This window comes from Sinorhizobium terangae, assembly GCF_009601505.1.
Taxonomy (GTDB): Bacteria; Pseudomonadota; Alphaproteobacteria; order Rhizobiales; family Rhizobiaceae; genus Sinorhizobium; species Sinorhizobium terangae.
In genome coordinates this window covers 90,240-113,758 of record NZ_WITC01000120.1, presented here as the reverse complement: position 1 = coordinate 113,758, position 23,519 = coordinate 90,240, and the positions used below count along the sequence as shown (strand labels likewise).

The following is a 23,519-nucleotide window of genomic DNA, read 5'->3' as shown; positions in this document are numbered from 1 at the left end:
AGAAGGTGGCTCCATCGTGCCATGACTGCCCCATGTGGAAGGTCCGTGTGTTACAGCCATGTGTTACAAGTTCGCCCAGAATCAGTCAACAATTTCAATTGTCTAATTTCGTTCAAGCGCTTAGAGAAAGCTGGATTTTGTTCCAGGCGCCCCAGCCAGTTCCAAAGGGTCCATACCGGACACATGGCTTACGGTTTCGCCGCCCCTCATTCGCGGCTCGCGGATCACTGGTCCTCCGTTGGCAATCCCTCAACCATTGCGCTCAGCGCTTGCGGACTCTCGACTACGACGTCGGCTCAAGATGTCCAAGTAATGCCGACGGATTAAGCCATTCGGCGGATGCCTAATCCTATTGGACCCGCATCGCTACGAACTGGCTGTGCTAGACTGAACACCCTTGAGGATCACCAGTGCTGTGCGCCCATGACTTTTCAAGTCGCGCCTAGCCGGAGGATCAGTCATGGATATCAAGCTATCCGAGCCGACCTACGGCAGCCCAGCATTCCCCTCCAAGGACCGTCGAACCGCGGGAGTCCCGTGGCGTCGCGTGCGGCACAGGTCCGTCAGGATCGTCCTCTTCTTCACTCCCCTCTGCCTTGCTCTGCTGCTCGGATCTCCGGCAGTAAGCGATCCGGCATCGTATCCCGGAAGCGGCAGGCGAGAAGGCGAGGTCATGATCGCCCAACGACCAATGCCGGCGCCAGTGGGCCAGCCATCGCCCGCCGATGCCGGAAGGCGCCCGCCCGTGGCACAATTGCCTGTGGCGAAGCCGTCGGTGGCGGAGCTGTTGTCCGCTCTGAAGCGAGAACGGTCGACGGTCGAAACTCTGCGTCACGACTTGGCTGCCACTCGCAGGGAACTCGAAGCGTCTCGCCGGGAAACACAGACTGAGCGCGAACTGGGCGCCACGTTAACGAAGGAACTCAGTGCTGCCTTGGCTGACCTGAAAGCAATGAGCGTTGAACTCGATCAGGCGGCGAATACGATGGTACAGGCAAGGCAAGCCACGGACGCAGTGGCCAAGGCCAACGAGAAAGCCGCGCATGAACGCGCCAGGAGCGCCGCGCTGGAACAAAAGCTCCTCGTGGCCCGCAAAGACATCGCCGCAATCAAGGATGGTGCCCAAGCGGCCAATGGTGCGCGTGAGGAAATTCTCCGCCGGGATCTGGCGGCCGCCAGGCGGGATCTCGATGCGATGCGGCGCGCAGGCGACGACGCCGCGCAAGCGCGCAATGTTGCCGATACAGTGGCTGAAAAGGAACGAGCCCTGGAACAGCAGCGCGAAAGAGCCGAAGGGCTTGCTCGTGATCTGACGGCTGTGCGGCGCGAGATGGAAGATCTGAGGGCCAAGGCCGCTGACACGATCCGATCGAAGGCAGCCGCGCTGAGAGCGCAGCAAGCCGGGGAGGTGGCCCTGGCGGATGCGAAACGTGCCCTTGATGAGGAGCGAAACAAGCTCGGAGCCTACGAACGCGAGCTCGCGGCTGCCCGCCAATCGGTAGCAGCGCTGGAGGCGCGCGCCAGCCTCGCCGCGGCTGAGCAGGCGGCCGCGGTAGATGCCAGGAAGCTCGCCGAGACGACGGCCAGCCGGGCAGGCGAGGTGCTCTCATCGGAGTCCGAGAAGGGGCGATCGCTTGCGCGCGACCTCGACGCCGCTCTGCGGGAGCGGGCTGAGGCAAGACAAGCCCTCGATGAAGAGCGGCAGAAGCTTGCCGCCTACGAGCGCGATCTAGCGGCTGTCCGCCAATCGGTAGCAGCGCTGGAGGCGCGCGCCAATCTCGCCGAAGCTGAGCAGGTGGCAGCGGTAAAGGCTCGAAAGCTCGCCGAGGGGGCTGCAAGCCGAGCAGGCGAGGCACTCTCATTGGAGTCCGAAAAGGGAAGATCGCTTGCGCGCGACCTCGACGCCGCTCGCCGGGAACTGGCTGATGCGAAACGGACGCTTGATGAGGAGCGGCAGAAGCGTGCAGCCTTCGAACGCGATCTCGCAGCTGCCCGCCAATCGGTAGCAGCCCTCAAGGCGCGCGCCGATCTCGCCGCGGGTGAGCAGGCGGCCGCGATGGAGGCTCGAAAGCTCGCCGAGGTAGCGGCAGCGCGGGCAGGCGAGGCGCTCGCACTGGAGTCCGAGAAGGGAAAATCGCTCGCGCGTGACCTCGACGCTGCGCGCCGGGAGCGCGACACGGCAAAGGAAGAGTTGACCCGGGTCTTGGCGGCGCAGCGCACGGCGCTGGAGCAGCGCGAGCGCGCCAACAGCCGTGATCTGGCGAGGCGTCAGAAAAATGACGACCTCAAAGCCCGAAGCGAGCGCCGCGTGGCGGATAACGAGCCTCTATCGAAGGCGCGCCTCGGCAATCGCGCAAATGAACGTGCAAAGGCTGTCCAACCGACGGCTGCCCGATCCGCCCGTGATCAGGGGTCTAAGAAGATTCGCAGGGTGCAGGTCCGCAACCCAACGCGAGCCGTTCGACCGGCGACGATCGCGCTCCCCGACGCGCTGCTGCCCGAGCATTTGCCAGTGAGTGGGCTTTGGTAACGGAGGTGGAGGGCAATCGAAGGCTCGTTTGCCTGGAGATGAGGAACACGGCAATGCACGCGAATCTAGCGGTCACATTGTTGATTACAGTTGCGATCGGCCCTGCCTCGGCCCTTGGCGCCGGCATTAGGGTTGGTGGTACCGGAGTCAGTGTCAGCGTCGGCAAGAATGGCGCTTCGGTGGGTATTAGCACGAGCGTCGGCCAGGTAGGCGGAGCAACGGCCGGAGTCTCGGTAGCCAAGAATGGGCGATCGACCGTTGGCGTCAGTGGCAAAGGTGGCGGTAAGGGCCGCGGCAAATCGGCGGGTGCTGGTTTGAAAGGCCGGTCATCGCAAAGTGGAAAAGCAGGTACTCCTGCGGCGCCTTCAGGTGGTTCGGTAGGTTCGGGTGCCGTGCCGTCGAGCGGTGTAGGAGCGGGGACCGTTCCGGGGATGGCTTCAGGTGGCCCGACCGCGGTCTCTGGCCCGCGGGGAAGTGTCGGTGGGGGTACCAGTGTCACTGGGGGGAGCGTCACTGGGAGCATCAATGGAAACGTCAGTGGCACTGCCAGCCCGGCGACCGCCACTCCCAGCCCGATCACCGGTGGGCCTCCCGCAAGCGGTGCAGGACTGCTCTCCGCCCTGCCACGCATCCTGTGGCCGTTCAGAGGGGGGCGGACCGGAGGCGAGCGAGGCGAACCGGGCTACCCGGGCAACCCGGGCAACCCCTCACTGGACCCGGTTCGAACTGGGGCGATTCCGGCCATGCCCAGCGCCGTGATTGACGTCTGCAGCCAGGCGATCGCGTCTGCTGCATCGCCCCTTGGTGCCGTGCGTGTTGGCGCGAGAAGCGCCGGTCCTCTGCAGCGGGATCGCCGCGGCGCCCTTATGGCCCCGCTCGTGGTGCGTATAGTCTACGCACGGCAGGGTGGCATTCAGACCCGTCAGGCGCGAATCACGTGTCGTCTCGATGCGGCCGGCAGGGTCCTCTCGGTGATTTAGGCCACTCGATGCCTGTGACTGCAGCCGGTGGTAAGCGGGTGGTGGAACGTCAAACTCCGTCTGACCCGAGGTCATCCTCCTTGAGGCACCCTATTTAGGAACGCTTCAATAAGCCAGCGCGCAACCGTCCTTGCGCGGGTCCGATCCGGCCTGCAGCACGCCGTTTGCCGCATCGATCATAATCGCCTGCGCCCCGCCATGGGGCATTTCGGCTATCTTGATCTCGTGGCCCAGTGCCGCAAGGCCGTAGAGTACATCCTCGCGGATGCCGCGCTCGGCCTCGAAGCGGCCCATCTGGTGGAAGCCACGGGCGCAGTCGATGGCCTCCTGAACATCCATGCCGAAGTCGAGAATATTGGTCAGCACGTGGCTTTGGCCGACCGGCTGGAAGCCGCCGCCCATCACGCCGAATGAGAGCCATGGCCGGCCGTCCTTCATGGCAATCGCCGGGATGATGGTGTGCAGCGGGCGCTTCCAGGGCGCCACGCAATTGGGATGCGCGGGATCGACGCTGAAACCGATGCCGCGGTTCTGCAGGAGCACGCCGGTCTTCGGGCTGCTGAGGCCGGTGCCATAGGACCAGAACAGCGAGTTGACGAACGAGCAGGCATTGCCCTTTTCGTCGACCACGCTGATATAGACCGTATCGCGATGCGTGGTGGCGCCGGTTGGACCTGCCACCGGCATGGCCTTTTTCAGGTCGATGCGGCCGCGAAGCTCGTCGGCGAAGCCCGCCGAGAGCAGCTTTTGGACGGGCACGTCGGCGAAGGCGGGGTCGGCGACATATCTGTCCCGCGCCTCGAATGCCAGCCTCGTGGCCTCGGCTTCGATATGGAAACGCTCGGCGCCGACCGGATCATATTTGCTGAGGTCGAAGCCGCTCAGGATGTTGAGCATCAGCAATGTGGTGATGCCCACACTGCTCGGCGGGATCTCCAGGAGTTCGATGCCGCGGTAGGTCGTCGAAATCGGCTCGACCCAGAAGGCCTCTTGCGTGGCGAAGTCCTCGAGCGCATGCAGACCGCCCAGCCCGCGCAGGTGGGCCACGATGTCCTCGGCGACCCAGCCGGTGTAAAAGCCGTCGCGCCCCTTTGCAGCGACCTCGCGGAGGACTTTCGCATGCTCCGGTTGCCGAAAGACCTCGCCGGCCCTCGGGGCGCGGCTGCCGTCCTTCAACCACATGCGCGCACTGTTGGCGTCCGCCTTCAGCTTGCCTTCGTTGCGGCGCCAATCGGTGGCGACGCGCTCGGTCAGCACAAAGCCTTCCTCTGCATGGCGGATGGCGGGCTGCAGCAGCTCGGCGAGCGGCATCGACCCAAAACTCCGGTTCAGCTTGCTCCAGGCGTCGACCGCGCCGGGGACGGTGACGGCATGCACCGAGGTCAGCGCGATCTCTTTTATTCCCTGCTTCAAAAGATACTCGGCTGTAAGGCCTCTGGGCGCGCGGCCGGACCCATTCAGGCCATAGACCTTGCCCGCCGGATCGCTACTGGCAGGGGCGTAGAGCACGAAATTGTCGCCGCCTATGCCGGTCGAGCCTGGCTCGACCACGCACTGCACGGCGCAGGCGGCAATCGCGGCGTCGGCGGCGTTGCCGCCGCGGCGCAGGATATCGATGGCGGTGAGCGTGGAAAGAAAGTGCGAGGTGGCGGCGGCGCCGTGCCGGCCCATGACGACGGAACGGCCGGGCAGGTGCAGGTCACGCATGGCAAGCTCCGAGGGTCTCGAGGAAAACACGGGACTCGGAGCCTATGCCCATGCCGGTTGGATGAAAAGGCTCAGCCGTAGCGATGACCGGGGTCGTGGGGCGCAAAAACCCGCCAGCCTTTGCCGACGGGTGGTCGCGTCGTCGCGGAAGTGAACCTCACTCCGCCTTGGCGCCGCCGAGGAACTCCTCGCACCAACTCGGGCCGTTGGCGCGCTTGCGGTCGCCCACGAGGCGGACGGCGCGGATGACGTAGTCGGACGAGACGGTGAGCTGTACGGAGCAGCTCAAGTATTCCGTGCGTGCGGCGGAAATGCGCTTGCCACGTTTGCCGTCGGCGGTCTTTTCGTACTCGGCCGGGATCTTGCGGGTCTTGTAGCCGCCCTTCCAGCTGTAGACGGTATCATCGCCGGTTTCGACGTCGGCAATCGGCGGACCGAACTGTGCGAAGAAGGTGCCGGCGGGCTTGCCCAGCCATTGCGTCTCGACCGCGTTTCTTGCCACCCCTGAAGTCGTCGTGCAGCCGGCAAGAGCCAGCGCAAGGCCGGCGACCGTCATCATGCGGAAGTTCATGTTTTTGTCCCTTTGAGTCTCGTTCTGAAATTTTACGGCGCGGAAGCCCGTATCCCCCGGATTTCCTAGCTTTCCGCTGAGCCTCTAGCGCCAAAGCATGAGAAAGAAAATCCGCCCTGACCGCCGGCTTTCAGGAAAATATGAAGCGTTGCAGAAACGCCCTATTCCGGCGCGGCGCGAGGCGGGCCGTCGGTTTTCCACTGCCCGAAATTTTTGCCTCAGGCGGCATTCTTTTTTGCGTTGGGCGCTTGTGAAATCGAAAATGCTGTTCTATAGAGGCGCCGCTGGTCACGGAGTGTAGCGCAGTCTGGTAGCGCACCACGTTCGGGACGTGGGGGTCGCGTGTTCGAATCACGCCACTCCGACCAGCCGAATCAATACCTTAGCGGATCGGTCGCCGGCTCTTCGGAGCCCGGCTTTTTGCTTCGCGTCCCACCATTGCCGTGGCGCCAAACAGAAAGTCTTCGCTCAGATCTTCACCAAGCCTCCCATCAGTTATTTGCCGCTTGCTTGCACCCTCGTCGACCATTGAACGAGCGGCTTCACAAAGCCGTGAAGGCACGTCGCGGAATATTGGTGCCTACCGCCGTGTCGAATGCTGGGGGCATTGAACGATGGAGATCTTGTCATGAAGATGCACATCTCAATTCCCACGGCGACCGTCTTGCTGATCCTTTCCGGAGTTGTTGCACAAGCGGACGATCATCTCTTCCAGGCGCAGCAAAACGGATTGCGGCCAGGCAGCACGGCGTCGTCCAACACCCAGGCATTTACGACGAACAAGGCCGGCCACAGCGGTACCTTGGCGCCCGGTCAAGGAAGCCCCTTTACAGGGGAGGAAACCCAGACGCCGGCCACCGCCACGGCTGCCGCGAACCAGCACGCCAACGTGAAGGTCCGCGTCCCTTGACTGGTGACGGGCGATGGCGGTCGGGTGTTACCGGATGTTTCCTTAAATCGTATCCGAGTTAAGGACAAAACATGCGGCAATTCAAAGTGCTACAGCGCTTCGTTGCGCTGTAGCATGACGGCTCGTGTTCGCCGTTCGGCGGACTGTCCCACGGCGTCCGGAAACGGTGAAACAGTCCTATCGATCGTCATGATCGACGCGGCAACTTACGAATAGGCGGTTGGGTTTAAAACCCTAACTTCTCAGGGGTGGCGAGGAGACGGAGCCGTTTCCTGGGGATCATGCAGTAGCCGACGCGAGCGCTTTTGTTGTTCACTCGGAAATAGACCGTAAACCAAATGTTATCTATTCACGGTGAACGTTCAGCGCCACTATCCCTTCAACAAACGCATTGCCGTGAGGTCGTGATGTTGAAGGAACCAATTTTCACACTGCGCGAAATCGTTATCTGGTCCGCCATTATAGGCAGCGTCGTCGGCTATCAGCTTTGGCGCAACGGCGACCCGCCGCCGCTAACGATGCAATTTGCGCCGATCGAGCGGAGGGCTTGACCGATCCGCGATGGGCTCCTCACTCCTCGGGAAGCCCGTTGCGTCGTGCAGCCTTGAGCAGAACGAGTTCGGCTGCAGAGGACCCGAATTCTTCTTCCAGCCGATGCGCCTCTTCCTCATCGAGGCGGTATTTCCGCGCAAATGCTTCGATCGTCATCGTGCGGCCTTCGAAGCCGCCGTCGGGCGTTTCCTTCGTGTTGCTGCCAAGCATAGCTGCGCCTCCCTGCGATGCTGGGCGAAAAGCTAGGGCAGTGGAGACGGTTTGGAAGAGAGGAAAAGAAGCAAGGCGACCGCTGGTAACCGAATGGACCGGGAGCGAAAAAAGGGGCCAAGCGGCCCCTTTTTTCGCATTCGATAAGTTGTCGGTCAGCCGTCGATCGTGTCGATGATTTCGGCCGCCTTGCCGGCAGTGACGCGACGGACGTCCACGTCCTCGCGCCGGCCCGCGAAGAGTTCCGTTGCCATCAGTTGATCGGCGAGGTCCGCCGGCAGCGACAGGATCACCCGGCTTTCTTCCGCATGGATGCCGCCGAGCGCGGCGCGCTTGGCGGTGATCATGCCGCCGGCAACCGTGTTGTTGGTATCCGGATCGATCAGGATGAAGGCACCGGTGGTGCGGTTCTGTTCGTAAGCGTCGAAAATCGCCTGCTCGTCGAAGACGAGATGAACCTTGCCGATGGCGTTCATCGGCAGTTCGTCCGCATGGTTCCACTTGCCGGTCTTGAGGTCGAGCTGGCTTGCGGGCTGAACCTGCACGCGCTGACGGCGGCTGCCGGATTTCAGCCAATAGCGCTTGCCGGGCTGGATACCCTCCGGCTGAAGCGCAACGAGCTGGGCATCAAAAGCAAGCCCGGTCATCGGTTGGCTGTCGATTGCTGCGATCATGTCACCGCGCGAGACGTCCACCTGGCGGTCAAGCACCAGCGTGATCGCGTCGCCAGCAACGGCGGCATTGCGCACGAGATCGAAGGTGACGATCTTGGTGACATTGGCAACCATGCCCGATGGCAGGATCACGACGGAGTCGCCGGGCTTTACCGAGCCGCCGGCAACCGTGCCCTGATAGCCGCGGAAGCTCTCGCCCGGGCGCGAGACGCGCTGCACGGGCAGGCGGAAGCCGACGGTCTGCGCAGAGCGCGTCGTTGCGAGCTCCAGAACCTCGATCAGCGTCGGGCCATCGTACCAGGGCATCGAGGCACGGCCGTCATAGACGACGTTCTCGCCCTTGAGCGCCGAAACCGGGATCGCCGTGACCTGCCGCACGCCGAGCGACAGGGCGAGTTCCTTGAACTCGTGCGAAATCTGCTCGAAGCGGGCGCGGTCGTAGTTGGTGAGGTCGATCTTGTTGACGGCGAGAACGAACTGGCGGATGCCCATCAGCGTCGCGATCGTTGCGTGGCGGCGGGTCTGCTCCAGAAGGCCGACGCGCGCATCGACAAGCAGCACGGCGAGATCGGCGGTCGAAGCGCCGGTCGCCATGTTACGGGTGTATTGCTCGTGACCGGGCGTGTCGGCGACGATGAAGGAGCGCTTGTCGGTCGAGAAGTAGCGATAGGCGACATCGATGGTAATGCCCTGTTCGCGCTCGGCCTGCAGGCCGTCCAGAAGCAGCGCGAAATCGGGCAGCCCGAGATCGTTCTGCTTGCCGTTGGAGTCGCGCTGCAGGGTTGCGGCCTGGTCTTCCTTGACCGCCTTGGTGTCCCACAGCAACCGGCCGATCAGCGTCGATTTGCCGTCGTCGACGCTGCCGCAGGTGATGAGGCGAAGCGGGCGGGAATCGCGCGTGGCGCGCACCGGTTCCTGCGCCGGAAGGGCCACGGCTTCGGTTGCGTCGTCCAGGGCGGCGTTCGCGATTGCGGGTGCGGTCATCAGAAATATCCCTCGCGTTTTTTCTTTTCCATCGAGCCGGACTGGTCCCGGTCGATGGCGCGTCCCTGCCGTTCGGAGACGGTCGCGGTTTCAAGTTCGGAAATGATGTCGTCGAGTGTCGTCGCGCCGGAGCGGATTGCTCCCGTCAGCGGGAAGCAGCCGAGCGTGCGGAAGCGGATCACCTCCTCGCGCTTCACTTCGCCTGGAAGAAGTTCGAGGCGCGGATCTTCGGCAAGGATCATCATGCCGTCGCGTTCGACGATCGGACGCTTCTTGGCAAAGTAGAGCGGGACGATCGGGATCTCTTCGGCCTGGATGTAGCGCCAGATGTCGACCTCGGTCCAGTTGGAGAGCGGGAAGGCGCGCACGCTCTCGCCCTTGCGGATCATGCCGTTATAGATGTTCCATAGCTCGGGGCGCTGGTTGCGCGGATCCCAGCGGTGATCGGGGGTGCGGAACGAATAGATCCGCTCTTTGGCGCGGCTTGCTTCCTCGTCGCGGCGTGCCCCGCCGAATGCGGCATCGTACTGGCCGGCATCGAGCGCCTGGCGCAGGGCTTCGGTCTTCATGATGTCGGTATAGAGCGCCGAGCCGTGCGAGAAGGGGGTCACATTTTCTGCCGCGCCGCGCGGGTTGGTGTGGACGACCAGATCGAGATCGTATTTCTCGACGATCTCGTCGCGAAACGCGATCATCTCCCGGAACTTCCAGCCGGTGTCGACATGAAGCAGCGGGAAGGGCACGCGGCCGGGATAGAAGGCCTTACGCGCCAAGTGCAAGAGCACGGACGAATCCTTGCCGATCGAATAGAGCATCACGGGGCGCTCGAATTCGGCGGCGACCTCACGGAAAATGTGGATCGCTTCGTTTTCGAGCGCCTTCAGATGCGGATCGAGCGGCGGTTTCGTGCTCTGCGGATTATGCAGTTCCGTTTCCGGATGGTTATGGGGCATTTCGAACTCCGGGGGAGGATACTTGTCTCTTGATGCGCCGGCCGCCCTAGGCAGCGTTGCTGGCGTTGGGGATGATGGAGGAGGCCGCTTCCGGCACGTGCAAGCCGCATTCACGCTTCTCATCGTTCTCCCACCACCAGCGTCCGGCGCGCTCCGGCTCGCCGGGCTTTATCGCCCGGGTGCAAGGCTCGCATCCGATCGACGGGTAGCCGCGGCTGTGAAGCGGGTTGACTGGAATGGCATGGGCCGCGACATGGGCACGGATCGTCTCGATATCCCAGTCCGCGAGCGGATTGATCTTGATGAGCCCGCGCTCGATGTCGGCTTCCGCAAACGGAGTCGCCGCACGATTACCCGACTGCCCGCGGCGAAGGCCGGTGATCCAGTAGCTTGCCCCCTCGAGCGCACGCGCAAGCGGCTTCAGCTTGCGCACGCCGCAACAGGCATGCCTGGCCTCCACGCTTTCGTAGAAACCGTTCATGCCGTACTGCGCCACAAAGGCGTCGATGTCGGCTTTTTCGGGGTGGAAGCGCTTGATGAGGATTCCATAGGTTTCCTCGGTCTCGTCGATAAGCGCGACAGTCTCCGTGAAGAGGCGGCCGGTCTTTAGCGTCGCGACATCGATGTCGAGGCGGTTGGTGCCGATCGCGGCCGTAATGACCTGGTCCTCGATACCAAGCGAGGTCGTGAACACGGCCCTGCCTTCAAGGCCTGCGATAAGCGCCAGGCGTCCGGCAAGATCGAGGCCTTCGAGCGCTTCGCTGAGGGCTGCCGCTTCGGCTTCGAGGGTTTGCGTGGTCATGGCTACATCCCGTTGCAATTTGCACGGAATATCGCAGCCGTTCGTGACAAATGACAGAAAAACGGATTTCTATTGCTCAAGGATCAGAGCAAATATCTCTCTGATCCCTAAAGTTCTAAGAAAACCTAGTAATTTAGTAGATTAATCTTGCGGGAAGGGCGCGTGGCACGTTGCACCCGAGAGCACCGGCCCATGCTCGCCATTCAAGAATAGTTGAATGCTCTGTCCTTTCATTGCGCCTGCTCCAGGTTCAGGCTGATCTCGCGATCCATTGAAAGGAGACAAGTGATGGCCAGGTCCTTACCTGCTCGCATGCTCGTGGGGGGAGCTCTGGGGCTCTTGCTTGTGACGGGAGCGTACGCGCACCACGGCTGGTCCTGGGCGGAGGCCGATCAGATCGAGCTTTCCGGGACGATCCAGGAAATCTCCATCGCTCCGCCGCATCCGACGCTGGACGTCGCGACGGAGAATGACGGCCTCTGGCGGGTCGAGCTCGCAAACCCCCGCCAGACAGAGCGGTCGGGCTTTGTCGAGGGCGTGGCGAAAGTCGGCGATCCGGTGGTGGCCCTCGGAAACCGTTCGCTCGACCATAATGAAAAGCGGATGAAAGCCGTTCGAATCACGGTGGCCGGAAAAGTCTACGACATCTATCCCGACCGGATACAGACGAATTGACGAGCGGCATGGAGGCGGTGGAGTGGATCGGCACCCTGCCTTTCGCGGTGGCGATACGGCGTTCCGCGCTCCTCTACCTCTTCGTGAACGCCGCCCATATCCTGTCGATCGGAATAGTCGTCGGCGCGATCCTGCCGCTCGATCTGCGCCTCATCGGGTTCTTCGGCAAGGTGCCGGTCGCGACGATCGGGCCGTACCTTTCGCGCGCCGCTGCAACCGGCGTGATCCTCGCCATCGTCACGGGCTTCTGCCTTTTCAGCGTCCGCCCGCTTGAATATGCAGGCAACGCTGCCTTCCTGACAAAGATCACGCTGCTCGTACTGGGCATCGTCAACGCGGTTTTGCTGCATCTGACGCCGCAATGGCGCGCCGTCGTCAAAGGCGGACCGCTCTCCTGGAGAGTCCGCCTTTCGGCGCTCATTTCCATGGCGGTCTGGACAGGAGCGGTTCTTGCTGGCCGCTGGATCGGTTTCCTTTCGGAGTAGGTTACTCGTGGGGAGGGGGTGGGGAGGGGGCTTGTCCCCAAGGCGCGCGCCTCAACTCTTTGTCTTACCGGTCGCTTAACGCCCAGCGTGGATTGATCCAGGGCTCCTGGTTGGAGCGGGCGAGGGGCTGCCTGCCGAGGATGTGGTCGGCCGCCTTCTCGCCGGTCATGATCGAGGGGCCGTTGAGGTTGCCATAGGTGACATGCGGGAAGATCGAGGAGTCGGCCACGCGCAAGCCATCGACGCCGATCACCCGTGTTTCCGGATCGACTACCGCCATCGGGTCGTCCTTGGCGCCCATCTTGCAGGTGCCGCAGGGGTGATAGGCGCTTTCGAGATGTTCGCGCAGGAAGGCATCGATCTCGTCGTCCGTCTGGACCTTGTCGCCCGGCTGGATTTCCGGTCCGCGATACTGGTCGAAGGCCTTCTGGCCGAAGATCTCGCGCGTCAGCCGCACGCAGTGGCGGAATTTCTCCCAATCCTCCGGGTGGCTCATATAATTGAAGCGGATCACCGGATCGGACTTCGGGTCGGACGAGCGAAGGGTGACGCTGCCGCGCGACTTCGACAGGTTATAGCCGACATGCACCTGGAAGCCGTGCGTGTTGGCCGCCGCCTTGCCGTCGTAGCTGATCGCCACCGGCAGGAAATGGTACTGGATGTCAGGCTGTTTGACGCCCGGCGCCGAACGCAGGAAGGCGCAGGCCTCGAACTGGTTGGAAACGCCGAGGCCTCTCTTGAAGAGCAGCCATTGCGCGCCGGCGACGCCTTGCCAGAACCACGGCAGCCAGGAGTAAAGCGAGACCGGCTTGGTGCTTACCTGCTGGAAGTAGAACTCCATGTGATCCTGGAGGTTCTGGCCGACGCCCGGCCGGTCGGCCTTCACCTCGATCCCCATCTCCTTCAGATGCGCCGCCGGGCCGATGCCGGAGAGCATCAACAACTTCGGCGAGTTGAAGGACGAGGCCGACACGATCACCTCGCGATTGGCCTTCACCACCTCGGTCCGGCCATTGCGCTCGATCTCGACACCGGTCGCGCGGCCGTTTTCGATGACGACCTTGTGGGCGAGGCAGCGGATCAGTTCGACATTCGGACGCTTCAGCGCCGGCTTGAGATAGGCGGAGGCTGCCGACCAGCGCCGGCCTTGCCAGGTCGTCTGCTCCATCAGGCCGAAGCCTTCCTGCTTGGAGCCGTTATAGTCGTCGGTGAGTTCGAAGCCCGCCTGCTGTCCTGCCTGGATGAAGGCGTGAAAGAGCGGGTTCCTAACGCTGCCGCGCTGGATATGCAGCGGCCCCTGTGTGCCGCGCCAGCCGTCTTCGCCGCCATGCGAATGTTCCATCCGCTTGAAATAGGGCAGCACGTCCGCATAGGCCCAGCCCTGGGCGCCCAGTTCCTCCCAGCGATTGAAGTCCTCCGCGTGGCCGCGCACATAGACCATGCCGTTGATCGAGGAGGAACCGCCGATCACCTTGCCGCGCGGCGCGGTGATGCGCCGGTTGTTGAGGTTCGGCTCGGGTTCGGAAAGATAGCCCCAATTGTAGCGGTTCATGCTCATCGGCCAGGCGAGTGCTGCCGGCATCTGGATGAACGGGCCGACGTCCGAGCCGCCGAACTCCAGCACGATGACGGAATGCTTGCCGTCCTCCGACAGGCGATAGGCAAGCGCCGAGCCCGCCGAACCGGAACCGATGATGACAAAATCTGCCTGCATAAGCGTTGTCTTTCTTCTACGTATCTGCGGTGTGCCCCTCATCCGGCTGCCGCCGCCTTCTCCCCGCTTGCGGGGAGAAGGGATATGCCGCGCCGCCCCAGTCCCCTCTCCCCGCCTGCGGGGAGAGGGTTAGGGTGAGGGGCAGAATTGCAATTCAGTACGGCGCCTCGACCTTCCCCATGCCGACATAGACGGTCTTGAGCTCGGTGTAGTGGTTCAGCGCCGCGACCGAATTCTCCCGCCCGAAGCCCGATTGTTTCGAGCCGCCGAACGGGATCTCGACCGGGCAGAGGTTGTAGGTGTTGATCCAGAGCGTACCCGCCTCGAGCTGGTCGACCACCCGATGCGCGCGGGTGATGTCGGCGGTGAAGACACCGGCGGAAAGGCCGAATTCGGTGGCGTTGGCCCGGGCGACGACCTCCGCCTCATCGTCGAAGTCGAGCACGCACATCACCGGCCCGAAGATCTCCTCCCGCGCGATCGTCATCTCGTCGGTGACGTCGGCAAAGACGGTCGGCTGGATATAGGTGCCGTCGGCGCTGACGGTGTTCGGAATGCCGCCGCCGGTCACCAGCCGCGCACCCTCCGCCTTGCCCTTCTCGATATAGGAGAAGACCTTGTCGCGCTGTGCCTTCGAAACCATGGGCCCGAGCTGTGTCGCCTCGTCCATCGGGTCGCCGATGACGATCGCCTCGGTCCGTTCCTTAAGCCGTGCCAGGAACGCTTCCTTGACCTTCCGCTGCACGAAGACGCGGGTGCCGTTCGAACAGACCTGGCCGGTCGAATAGAAGTTGCCGAGCATGGCGCCGCCGATCGCGCTTTCGAGATCGGCATCGTCGAAGACGATCAGCGGCGACTTGCCGCCGAGCTCCATGGTGACGTGCTTGAGTTCGGCTGCGGCGGCCCCTGCGACTTTTTTGCCCGTCGGCACCGAACCGGTGAGCGACACCTTGGCGACGTCGGGGTGATTGACGAGCAGCGGACCGGTCGACCGGTCGCCCTGGATGACGTTGTAAAGGCCCTTTGGCAGGCCGGCTTCGACCAGGATCTCGGCGATCTTCAGCGCCCCAAGCGGCGTGTTTTCCGACGGCTTGAAGACCATGGCATTGCCGGCGGCGAGTGCCGGCGCGCCCTTCCAGCAGGCGATCTGCTGTGGATAGTTCCAGGCGCCGATGCCGACGCAGACGCCGAGCGGCACCCGCTTCGTGTAGGCGAAGTCGCCGCCCAGCGGGATATAGTCGCCATTGAGCGCGGCGGGCGCGACGCCACCGAAGAACTCGAAGCTGTCGGCGCCCGAGGTCGGGTCGGCGACGATCGTTTCCTGGATCGGCTTGCCGGTGTCGAGCGTCTCCAGTTCGGAAAGCTCGCGGTTGCGCTCGCGCATGATCTCGGCGGCGCGCTTGAGGATGCGGCCACGCGCCGTCGGGCTCATCGCCGCCCATTCCGGCTGCGCCCGCTTTGCTGCGGCGATCGCCTTTTCGACGATCGCAGGCGTCGCCGCATGAAGCCGGGCAATCACCTCGCCGGTCGCCGGATAGATGCTCTCGATCACCGTGCCGGCGGTGTCCTCGACATAGTCGCCGTCGATGAAGTGCGACGCTTTCGGTTGCGCTCTCATGTCATTCTCCCCGCGGGTAGCGTTTGGATTCCTCGAGATTGTCGAGGTTCATATGGTTGCGCATGTAGCGCTCGGATGCCTTCTGCAGCGGCTGGTGGTCCCACGGGTAATAGGCGCCGTTTCTGAGCGCCTCGTAGACCACCCAGCGCCGCGCCTGGCTTTCGCGCACGGCCGCGTCGAAGGTCCCCATGTCCCAGTGGGCGGCGCGCATGTCGCGGAAGGCCCTGAGCGTCGCCTGATCGACAGGCCCGCGCGGGTTCTCCGCAAGATTGGTGAGTTCCAGCGGATCTGCCTGAAGGTCGTAAAGCTGGTCCGGGTCGAGCGCGCAGTGGACATATTTCCACTTGCCTTCGCGGATGGCGACGAGGGGCGCATAGGAGGCTTCCGCCGCATATTCCATCAACACTGGTTCCGTGCGCTCCGCACCGTTTACCATCGGCAGAAGGCTGATGCCGTCCGTCCAGGGCTTTACCTCGTCCATGGAGATGCCGGCGAGATCGGCAAGCGTCGGCGTTACGTCGAGGTTCGACGTCGGCGTCAGATGCAGGCCGGCGGTGACTCCTGGTCCGGCGATCATCAGCGGCACGCGCGCCGAGCCTTCGAAGAAGTTCATCTTGAACCACAGGCCCCTCTCGCCGAGCATGTCGCCATGGTCGGAGCAAAAGAGGATGAGCGTATCGTCGACCATTCTCGTCCGCGTGAGTGTGTCGATGAGCTCTCCCACCTTTTCGTCGAGATAGGAGATGTTGGCGAAATAGGCCCGCCGCGACCGGCGAATATTCTCCTCGGTCAACTCGAAGTTATCGTAGTCGCAGGAGAGCATGATGCGCCGAGAATGCGGGTCCTGCTGATCGAGGGGGAGTGCGCCGACCTCCGGCAGCAGTTGCTCGCATTTCTCGTAGAGATCCCAGAACTTGCGCCGTGCGACGTAGGGATCGTGCGGGTGGGTGAAGGAAACGGTAAGGCACCAGGGACGGCGGCTTTCGTCGTCACTCTCGCGCGAGAGCTGGTAGAGCTTCTGGTTCGCCAGGAACGCCACCTCGTCGTCATATTCCATCTGGTTGGTGATTTCCGCCACACCGGCGCCGGTGACGGAACCGAGGTTGTGATACCACCAGTCGATCCGTTCGCCGGGCTTGCGGTAATCCGGCGTCCAGCCGAAATCGGCCGGATAGATGTCGGTCGTCAGGCGCTCTTCGAAGCCATGCAACTGATCCGGCCCGACGAAATGCATCTTGCCGGAAAGCGCGGTGTAGTAGCCGGCCCGGCGCAGATGGTGCGCATAGGTCGGGATCGACGACTGGTACTCGGCGGCGTTATCGTAGACGCGGGTGCGGCTCGGCAATTGGCCGGCCATGAAGGACGCGCGGGCGGGAGCACACAACGGCGACGACGTGTAATTGTTGCGGAAGCGCGCCGAGCGCTTGGCGAGCGCCTTCAGGTTCGGCGCATGCAGGAACTCGGCGGGGCCGTCCGGAAAAAGCTTTCCGTTCAACTGGTCCACCATGATGATCAGAATATTGGGCTTCCCGGCAGTCACGTCGTTGATTCCTCGATTGTTCGATTACAGTTTTTGCGGTGCGGGCGATCGCCCCTCATCCGGCTGCCGCCACCTTCTCCCCGCTTGCGGGGAGAAGGCTAGTCCTCGGATTAAACCCCAGGAGAGGGGCGACTTCCGCCGTCCGTCGCCCGCAAATGCGCATTCACATAGTCTTCGGTCAGCGCGATCGAAGCTTCGATGCTGATCGGAGCCGAGCGCAGACTCTGGCGGATATAGAGTCCATCGATCATCGCAGCCGCGCCCTCGGCGATGCGTTCCGCGTCACCGAAAGCGCAAAGCAGCTTGAGGCTCGCCAACAGATTGGAACGCAGCCGCCGCGCGTAGATCACGAGGAGACGGCGAACGTCCTCCGAGCGCTGCGCCTCGGAATAAAAAGCGAGCCAGGCGGCGATCGTCTCTGGCGCGAACTGCTCGGCCCTGAAGCTCACGCGGATCAGTGCACTCAGCTTTTCGCGCGGCGTCTTCGCGGTCTGAAGCGCAGCGACCGCGTCGTCGCGCAGTTGCGCCAGGAGACTGCGGATCGTTGCGATCAACAATTGGTCCTTGCTGCCGAAGTAGTGGTGCGCGAGCGCCGGCGAGACGCCGGCGGTTCTGGCAATATCCGACATGGTGACCGAGAGCGTGCCCTGGTCGCCGATCACGCGCAGCGCCGCGTCCACCAATGCCTTTCGCCGTACAGGCTCCATCCCGATTTTCGGCATCCGAAACTCCCTCGACTGCTTCTAGTTTATTTTTGATTGACTCATCAATCAATAAAAAACTTTGTCGCTTTTTCTCTTTCTTTTTGCTGAGAAATCCGGCTCAATCGAAAGGTGGCGTTCATGCTCGCCGATAAGACTGGAGGTTGAAGATGGCCCACGCATTCGATCCCGCCGGTAGAGAGGCTGTCGCCGGAAAATGGGTCTGGTTCGTCGCCCTTGGCGTGATCCTGATCATGTGCGGCGGCATTGCCTTCGGCAATCTGCTCATGGCGACGGTTGCCTCCGTCTATTATGTGGGCATCATCATGCTGATTGGCGGTCTGCTCAATCTCGGTCACGCCTTTCAGGTCAAGACTTGGGGAAGTTTCCTCTATTGGCTCTTGAGCGCGGCCTTCTACGCGGCGGCGGGTCTCTTCGCCTTCATCAATCCGGTGCTTGCCTCTGCGGTGCTGACCTTCCTGATGGCGTTGGCGCTGATCGTTGCAGGCTGCTTCCGCGTCTGGGTCGGCTTCAAGCTCCGGCCGTTCGGCGGATGGGGCTGGATGGTCGTCGGCGGTCTCGTCACGCTCGCCGCTGGCCTCGTCATCGCCGCCGGTTGGCCGGTCAACAGCCTCTGGATCTTTGGCCTGTTTCTGGCGGTCGATCTCGTCATGCAGGGGCTCGCCTCGATCGCCTTCGGCGTTCTCGCAAAGGGCTGAGGAAGATCGCGCCGCTTCGGCGTTGTGCAACCATAAGGGGCGCATGCCGATACACTCTACTCAGCCTGCCAATCCTTCATCAAACTTTCACACTCGCGAAAGCTTTCGTTGACGCTTGGCTTTGATGCTGGCGCGCGTGTGTTTGTCTTTATCCTGGAGCCGGCATGTCCGTCGCCCCCACCGAAATCCTCTCGCTTCGCCGGTTCGGCGACGACCAGATTGTCACGCTTGCCAAGCTCGTCATCGAGAACGCCTTTCAGCCGATCGTCGAGGCGACGACCGGTGCCGTCTTCGGTTATGAATCGCTGATGCGAGGGTTCCAGCGTCTTGGCTTTGCCTCGCCACTCGAATTGCTGGACAAGGCGGAGGAGGTGGGCCAGCTTCTGCCGCTCGAACACCTTATCAACAGCCGCGCCGTCGCTGCTTTCGCGACGATCCCCGATTTTTCGGCACGGACCCTTTTCCTGAATTTCGATTCGAGGCTGGTCGGTGGCGAGGACGATATCGTCGAGCGCCTCGTCAACCACCTCAAGCGCGCCAACATTGCCCCGTCTTCGCTCTGCTTCGAGCTTTCGGAGCGCTTCGATAGTGGCAAAATGCCGGATTTTTCCGCGCTGGTCAGGCAATTGCGGCTTGCCGGTTTCAAGCTTGCGATCGATGATTTCGGTGCGGGCTTCAACGGCTTGAAGTTGCTGTGCGACCAGCCCGTCGACTACGTCAAGATCGATCGGCACTTCATCTCCGGCATCGAGCGGGACCCGCGCAAGCGCCACCTCGTCCGCCACACGGTAAACACGGCCCATGTGCTCGGAACGCGCGTGATTGCGGAGGGCGTGGAGACGGAAGCCGAGTTCCTCGCGTGCCGTGATCTCGGCTGCGACCTGGTTCAGGGTTATTTCATTGCCCGCCCCACCACACACTTAAGCGAACTGCAGCCGGCTTATCCCCATCTGGAACTGAGCGGCCCTGCACGGCGCTCCTCCGCGACGCTCGACAGCATCCTGATCAGGAAACAGATCGAACAGCTTCCTGCCGTCAGGGAAAGCGATGAACTCGAATCCGTCTTCGATCTGTTCCGGCTCAATCCGCGCCAGGCCTTCTTTCCCGTGCTGAACGCCAACGGCGAACCGCGCGGCATCCTGCACGAGTATCACGTCAAGGAAATGATCTATCATCCCTTCGGCCGGGATCTCCTGAAGAACCGCATTTATCAGCGCCGTATCTCGCATTTCGTGAGCCCCGCGCCGATCGCCGATCTCGACACGCCCGCCGACGAGATGCTGAAAATCTTCGCCGGCATGGACGGCAGCGACTGTGTGATCCTGACGGAAAACATGCGTTATGCTGGCATTCTATCCGCTTCGTCGCTGCTGAAGATCATCAACGAAAAACAGTTGAAGACGGCGCAGGAGCAGAACCCGCTGACGGGCCTGCCGGGCAATCGCGCGATCCGCGACTATGTGCAGGATGCGATCCTCGACGGCGATGTGACGCGCTATTTCTGCTATTGCGACTTCGACGACTTCAAACCTTTCAACGATACCTACGGCTTCCAGAAGGGCGACCTGGCGATCACGCTGTTTGCCGCTTTGCTCAGACGCCACTTCATCGGCGAGGAGAAGTTCCTGGGGCATGTCGGCGGCGACGATTTCTTCGTCGGCGTCAGCGGCCTCGACGAAGGGGAAATCCGCGCCGTCCTTATGCGCCTCGTCGATGACTTCCGTTCGGACGTTCGCCAACTTTATTCGCCGGAACATCAGGTGGCGGGGCGCATCAGCGGGTATGGCCGCGACGGTGGCGCGAAGGACTTTCCGCTGATGCGCTGCTCGATTGCGGTTCTCGTGCTGCCGGAAGGCTTCGTCCTTTCCGACAGCCAGACGGTGAGCAAGAGGATCGCCGAGATAAAGGCGCGCGCCAAGGCAAGCCTGGACGGTCTTGTGTTGGAGCAACTGGACGGCAACGGATATGTCCAGCCGGAATCGTAGATCCACACGCCCTTTCGATTGCGCTGGCCAGCAGCTTAAGCAGATCCCGCTCATGGCCGGTAATCCTGCCGACAGCACGGCGTGCTATGGGGCCGCGAAGAGCTCGGAGCTCACTGAGATCAGGTTATAGACGGCCAGGGAGGCAACGGTCAGGCCCACCATGGCCGCCAGCACCCCATGTGGCAGCGTCTTGCTGATCCAGCCAGCCAGGGGCGCAGCTACGGCGCCGCCCATGATCAGGCCAAGCACGACCAGCACATAACCTCCGAGGTCGAGCTGCAACACGAAGGTGGTGCTGACAGCAATCGTCACAAAGAATTCTGCAAGGCTCGCGGAACCAATGCTGCAGCGGGCGCTCTCTCCGCGGGTGATCAATGTGGAATTCACGAACGATCCCCAGCCACCGCCGCCCACCGCATCAAAAAAACCTCCGGCAAGCCCGATCGGCGCGGTCGGCATATTGTGATCGCGCTCACGCCCGCCGGTGTAGATTTGCCGGGCAATCAACACGGCCATCGCCAGCAGGTAGATCGATATCAGAAGCTTGACCGGATCTTCCGGCACCTGTGTCAGCACATAGGCGCCGACGAAGCCGCCGACCACGCCCCCCGGCACCAGGCGTGAGAAAAGCCCCCAATCGACGTTGCGGTGCCAGATGTGTGAGCCGCCCGCCAGCCCGGTGGTCACAATCTCCGCGGCGTGCGTACTGGCGCTGGCGACGGCCGGTGGACTGCCCGTTGCGAGCAAAGCTGTTGTAACGATCACGCCATAGGCCTGACCCAGGGCGCCGTCAATTAGCTGCGCCACAAAGCCTAGCACTATGTAGAGCGCAAAGTGTACGGTGAAGATGTCGGATGCACCTATGCTCCAGATGGCGTCCACAGGGCGCACTCTCCGCTTTGACGGGAACGGCGCCAACGGTTTCACCCATCAGCACACGCCTACAATGGTCGGATCGGCCGCCAAGCCACTGACGCGGAAACGTCGGGGGCCGGAAATGGTTCTTTCTTTTCTTGCGGAAGTTGGGGTGAGCTCGCGCCGGGACCTTTCCGGAGCTGCAACCGAGCTATAGGTAGAACGGAACGGATGCCGCTTGCGAGGATGCCGCCATGACGACTGAGATGAATCTTCCGACTGAAATGACCTATGTGGACCTGCCGGGCCCGGGTGGCCCGGAAAACATGGTTTTGGCGCGCGGGCCGCTGCCGGACGTCAAAGCCGGCGATATCCTGATCCGTGTCGAGGCAGCCGGCATCAATCGGCCGGACGTGCTGCAGCGCAAGGGCGACTATCCACCGCCGCCGGGCGCGAGCCCGATCCTCGGCCTTGAAGTGGCCGGCGAGGTCGTTGCTATGGGCGAGGGCACAACCGGCTTCTCGATCGGGGACAAGGTCTGCGCGCTCGCCAATGGCGGCGGCTATGCGGAATATTGCGCGCTGCCGGCGACGCAGGCTCTCGCCTGGCCAAACGGCTATGACGCGACGAAGGCGGCGGCGCTGCCGGAAACGTTCTTCACGGTTTGGGCCAACGTCTTCGATATGGCAGGGCTCAAGGCGGGTGAAACGATCCTGGTCCATGGCGGATCGAGCGGTATCGGCACCACCGCAATCCAACTCGCCAAAGCCTTCGGCGCCGAGGTTCTGGTGACCGCCGGTAGCGCCGAGAAGTGCAGGGCTTGCGAGGCACTCGGGGCGAAGCGAGCGATCAACTATCGCGAGGAAGACTTCAAGGCCGTTGCGCTTAACGAGACAGGTGGGCGAGGGGTGGACGTCATCCTCGACATGATCGGCGGGCGCTACTTCGATCGCAATATCGGTTCGCTCGCCAGGGATGGCCGTCTGTCGATCATCGCGTTCCTGGGTGGCGCGCGCGTGGAGGGCGCCAATATCGGGCCGATCCTGACGAAGCGCCTGCATATCATGGGGTCCGCGCTTCGCCCGCGCACATCCGCGGAAAAACAGGCAATCCGCGACGGACTTGCGGCAAAGGTCTGGCCATTGCTGGAGGGAGGCGCCGTGGCGCCGGTCATCCATCAGATTCTACCCTTCGAAAGGGTCGCCGATGGCCATCGCCTGATGGAAGAAGGCGATCACATCGGCAAGATCGTGATGACCATGGGCAGATCTTAGGAGTTCTTGTCCAATCCTCCGATCGATGCCTTCGACGATGGTCGGTCTTGTATTCGGGCGGGAATGACTTACGTTTGTTGTAACGTCAACGAACAGAAAGGAAGGTGATCCAATGTCTAGTGAGATTTCGGACCTCGTGACAGGCATGGGAGAGGTGAAGGAGTCGAGGCAGCCCTCGGCTTGATACCCGCCTTCCTTGGGCTGGAAAAGCCCGGGCCGTCACAGGCCAAATGCTCATGGAAGGGTCGCTGACGCGGCCTTTTTCCTTTTTGTTCTCAGGAAGCGCTGGAACCCGGGTCAGATCCCGAAGCGCCCGAGCGCCGGTATCTTGATGCCGGGCCGTGCGATGTCGAACCCAGCCACCAATCCCATGAAATGCAGTTCCAGCCCGCTTCGCCAGCCGGCGGAGATTCCGGCGAGCCCGTAGAGCGTTGCGTGCAGGTCGCGGCCATCGGCGTCGATCTGAAAAAGTTTACCCTCAGGCAGGTAGTCGCGGCCGACGGCGTTCGGCGGCAGTACGGCGTCAAGCTCGGGTACCGAACGAAGCACGTGAGCGACAAAGGTGTTGGAGTTCGGTCCCGGCCACAGCCTGTAAGTGCCGGGCGAGGAATAGGGGTAATCGGCAATCGCTTGCTCGACTTTAGGGATCAGGCGCTGCGCCTGCTCTCCCTTGATCATCGCGACGATGCGCGGCTCGTTCGAATACCAGCGGCCATCGGCCTGATAGGCGTTCTTACGGATAGGTTTGCCCCAGCCGACCTTTTCGTATCGGGCATAGGCCAGCGCTCCTTCTTCCTTTGTGACGATCCAGGCATGGCTGGCGACGGCGCCCTTCATGCCGCCGGTCGTTGCCGAGAGGATATAAACTGCGGCCTCGGGGCTTTCAGCCGCTTTGGGGAGAAGGCCGGCGGACGACCAGTCCGCATCCCGCCAGCTCTGCGGCCTCTCCTTCATGTACCACCAGCCAGCCGAGGCTAGCGCCGGAAGCAGGTAGATGAGCATAAAGGCGACAAGCAGCCTGCGGATGAATTTCATCACACCCCCCGGTTCCCAGCGGTCGGATTCCTGCTAAATGCAGAG

The 23,519-nt window shown here is 62.6% G+C and carries 20 protein-coding genes and 1 tRNA gene; 9 read left to right on the top strand and 12 right to left on the bottom strand.

All coding sequences use genetic code 11. The features are described 5' to 3' along the window. Positions 1-745 precede the first annotated feature (745 nt). On the top strand, positions 746-2,530 hold the full coding sequence (locus GHK62_RS27880; protein WP_153442181.1) for a coiled-coil domain-containing protein: 1,785 nt from the start codon (positions 746-748) through the stop codon (positions 2,528-2,530). A 1,085-nt stretch (positions 2,531-3,615) separates the two neighbouring features. Here GHK62_RS27880 and ggt read toward each other — a convergent pair. Beyond that, positions 3,616-5,217 carry a gamma-glutamyltransferase gene (ggt, locus tag GHK62_RS27875; protein ID WP_153442180.1) on the bottom strand — a complete coding sequence of 534 codons (1,602 nt, stop codon included), beginning with the start codon at positions 5,215-5,217 and terminating at the stop codon, positions 3,616-3,618. A 157-nt stretch (positions 5,218-5,374) separates the two neighbouring features. Further along, on the bottom strand, positions 5,375-5,788 hold the full coding sequence (locus GHK62_RS27870; RefSeq protein WP_153442179.1) for a hypothetical protein: 414 nt from the start codon (positions 5,786-5,788) through the stop codon (positions 5,375-5,377). Between the two features lie 291 nt (positions 5,789-6,079). Between GHK62_RS27870 and GHK62_RS27865 the strand changes: the two genes are divergently transcribed. The 3 genes from GHK62_RS27865 to GHK62_RS33775 all read left to right on the top strand — a co-directional run bounded on the left by GHK62_RS27865 (position 6,080) and on the right by GHK62_RS33775 (position 7,249). Continuing rightward, positions 6,080-6,156 (top strand) — tRNA-Pro (locus tag GHK62_RS27865). A 260-nt stretch (positions 6,157-6,416) separates the two neighbouring features. Further along, on the top strand, positions 6,417-6,698 hold the full coding sequence (locus GHK62_RS27860; protein WP_153442178.1) for a hypothetical protein: 282 nt from the start codon (positions 6,417-6,419) through the stop codon (positions 6,696-6,698). A gap of 407 nt (positions 6,699-7,105) precedes the next feature. Then, complete coding sequence (locus GHK62_RS33775; RefSeq protein ID WP_167528382.1) at positions 7,106-7,249, top strand: hypothetical protein; 144 nt, start codon at positions 7,106-7,108, stop codon at positions 7,247-7,249. Between the two features lie 19 nt (positions 7,250-7,268). Here GHK62_RS33775 and GHK62_RS27855 read toward each other — a convergent pair whose 3' ends face one another. The 4 genes from GHK62_RS27855 to GHK62_RS27840 all read right to left on the bottom strand — a co-directional run bounded on the left by GHK62_RS27855 (position 7,269) and on the right by GHK62_RS27840 (position 10,873). After that, complete coding sequence (locus tag GHK62_RS27855; RefSeq protein ID WP_153442177.1) at positions 7,269-7,460, bottom strand: hypothetical protein; 192 nt, start codon at positions 7,458-7,460, stop codon at positions 7,269-7,271. A 155-nt stretch (positions 7,461-7,615) separates the two neighbouring features. Further along, positions 7,616-9,118 carry a sulfate adenylyltransferase subunit CysN gene (cysN, locus tag GHK62_RS27850; protein ID WP_153442176.1) on the bottom strand — a complete coding sequence of 501 codons (1,503 nt, stop codon included), beginning with the start codon at positions 9,116-9,118 and terminating at the stop codon, positions 7,616-7,618. Continuing rightward, positions 9,118-10,071, bottom strand: a complete 954-nt coding sequence (gene cysD / locus GHK62_RS27845) for a sulfate adenylyltransferase subunit CysD (RefSeq protein WP_153442175.1) — start codon at positions 10,069-10,071, stop codon at positions 9,118-9,120. Before cysD ends, cysN begins: the two co-directional genes overlap by 1 nt. Before the next feature lie 46 nt (positions 10,072-10,117). Next, positions 10,118-10,873, bottom strand: a complete 756-nt coding sequence (locus GHK62_RS27840; RefSeq protein ID WP_153442174.1) for a phosphoadenylyl-sulfate reductase — start codon at positions 10,871-10,873, stop codon at positions 10,118-10,120. A 288-nt stretch (positions 10,874-11,161) separates the two neighbouring features. Here GHK62_RS27840 and GHK62_RS27835 point away from each other — a divergent pair, with 288 nt between their 5' ends. Beyond that, complete coding sequence (locus tag GHK62_RS27835; RefSeq protein WP_153442173.1) at positions 11,162-11,548, top strand: DUF6152 family protein; 387 nt, start codon at positions 11,162-11,164, stop codon at positions 11,546-11,548. Between the two features lie 8 nt (positions 11,549-11,556). Further along, positions 11,557-12,033 (top strand): DUF6644 family protein, encoded by a 477-nt coding sequence (locus GHK62_RS27830; RefSeq protein WP_153442260.1) that lies wholly within the window; start codon positions 11,557-11,559, stop codon positions 12,031-12,033. Between the two features lie 64 nt (positions 12,034-12,097). Here the strand turns inward: GHK62_RS27830 and betA are convergent, their stop codons facing one another. From betA to betI, 4 genes are all read right to left on the bottom strand, one after another. After that, entirely contained in the window at positions 12,098-13,747 is a 1,650-nt protein-coding gene (betA, locus tag GHK62_RS27825) for a choline dehydrogenase (RefSeq protein ID WP_153442172.1), read from the bottom strand. Between the two features lie 154 nt (positions 13,748-13,901). Then, the gene (betB, locus tag GHK62_RS27820; protein ID WP_153442171.1) at positions 13,902-15,365 is read right to left on the bottom strand and encodes a betaine-aldehyde dehydrogenase; all 1,464 of its coding nucleotides are present in this window, start codon (positions 15,363-15,365) and stop codon (positions 13,902-13,904) included. 1 nt (position 15,366) lies between these two features. Continuing rightward, entirely contained in the window at positions 15,367-16,905 is a 1,539-nt protein-coding gene (gene betC, locus GHK62_RS27815) for a choline-sulfatase (protein ID WP_184108507.1), read from the bottom strand. A gap of 110 nt (positions 16,906-17,015) precedes the next feature. Continuing rightward, entirely contained in the window at positions 17,016-17,627 is a 612-nt protein-coding gene (gene betI / locus GHK62_RS27810; protein WP_153442170.1) for a transcriptional regulator BetI, read from the bottom strand. A 149-nt stretch (positions 17,628-17,776) separates the two neighbouring features. Here betI and GHK62_RS27805 point away from each other — a divergent pair, with 149 nt between their 5' ends. Then, the gene (locus GHK62_RS27805) at positions 17,777-18,325 is read left to right on the top strand and encodes an HdeD family acid-resistance protein (protein WP_153442169.1); all 549 of its coding nucleotides are present in this window, start codon (positions 17,777-17,779) and stop codon (positions 18,323-18,325) included. A 164-nt stretch (positions 18,326-18,489) separates the two neighbouring features. After that, positions 18,490-20,310 (top strand): GGDEF domain-containing protein, encoded by a 1,821-nt coding sequence (locus GHK62_RS27800; RefSeq protein ID WP_153442168.1) that lies wholly within the window; start codon positions 18,490-18,492, stop codon positions 20,308-20,310. A gap of 84 nt (positions 20,311-20,394) precedes the next feature. Here the strand turns inward: GHK62_RS27800 and GHK62_RS27795 are convergent, their stop codons facing one another. Beyond that, the gene (locus tag GHK62_RS27795; protein WP_167528381.1) at positions 20,395-21,192 is read right to left on the bottom strand and encodes a sulfite exporter TauE/SafE family protein; all 798 of its coding nucleotides are present in this window, start codon (positions 21,190-21,192) and stop codon (positions 20,395-20,397) included. Between the two features lie 239 nt (positions 21,193-21,431). Here GHK62_RS27795 and GHK62_RS27790 point away from each other — a divergent pair, with 239 nt between their 5' ends. After that, positions 21,432-22,439: an NAD(P)H-quinone oxidoreductase gene (locus GHK62_RS27790; protein ID WP_153442258.1), complete on the top strand. Its 1,008-nt coding sequence runs from the start codon at positions 21,432-21,434 to the stop codon at positions 22,437-22,439. Positions 22,440-22,736: 297 nt separating this feature from the next. Here GHK62_RS27790 and GHK62_RS27785 read toward each other — a convergent pair whose 3' ends face one another. After that, the gene (locus GHK62_RS27785) at positions 22,737-23,474 is read right to left on the bottom strand and encodes a DUF3750 domain-containing protein (RefSeq protein WP_153442166.1); all 738 of its coding nucleotides are present in this window, start codon (positions 23,472-23,474) and stop codon (positions 22,737-22,739) included. Between the last annotated feature and the right edge of the window lie 45 nt (positions 23,475-23,519).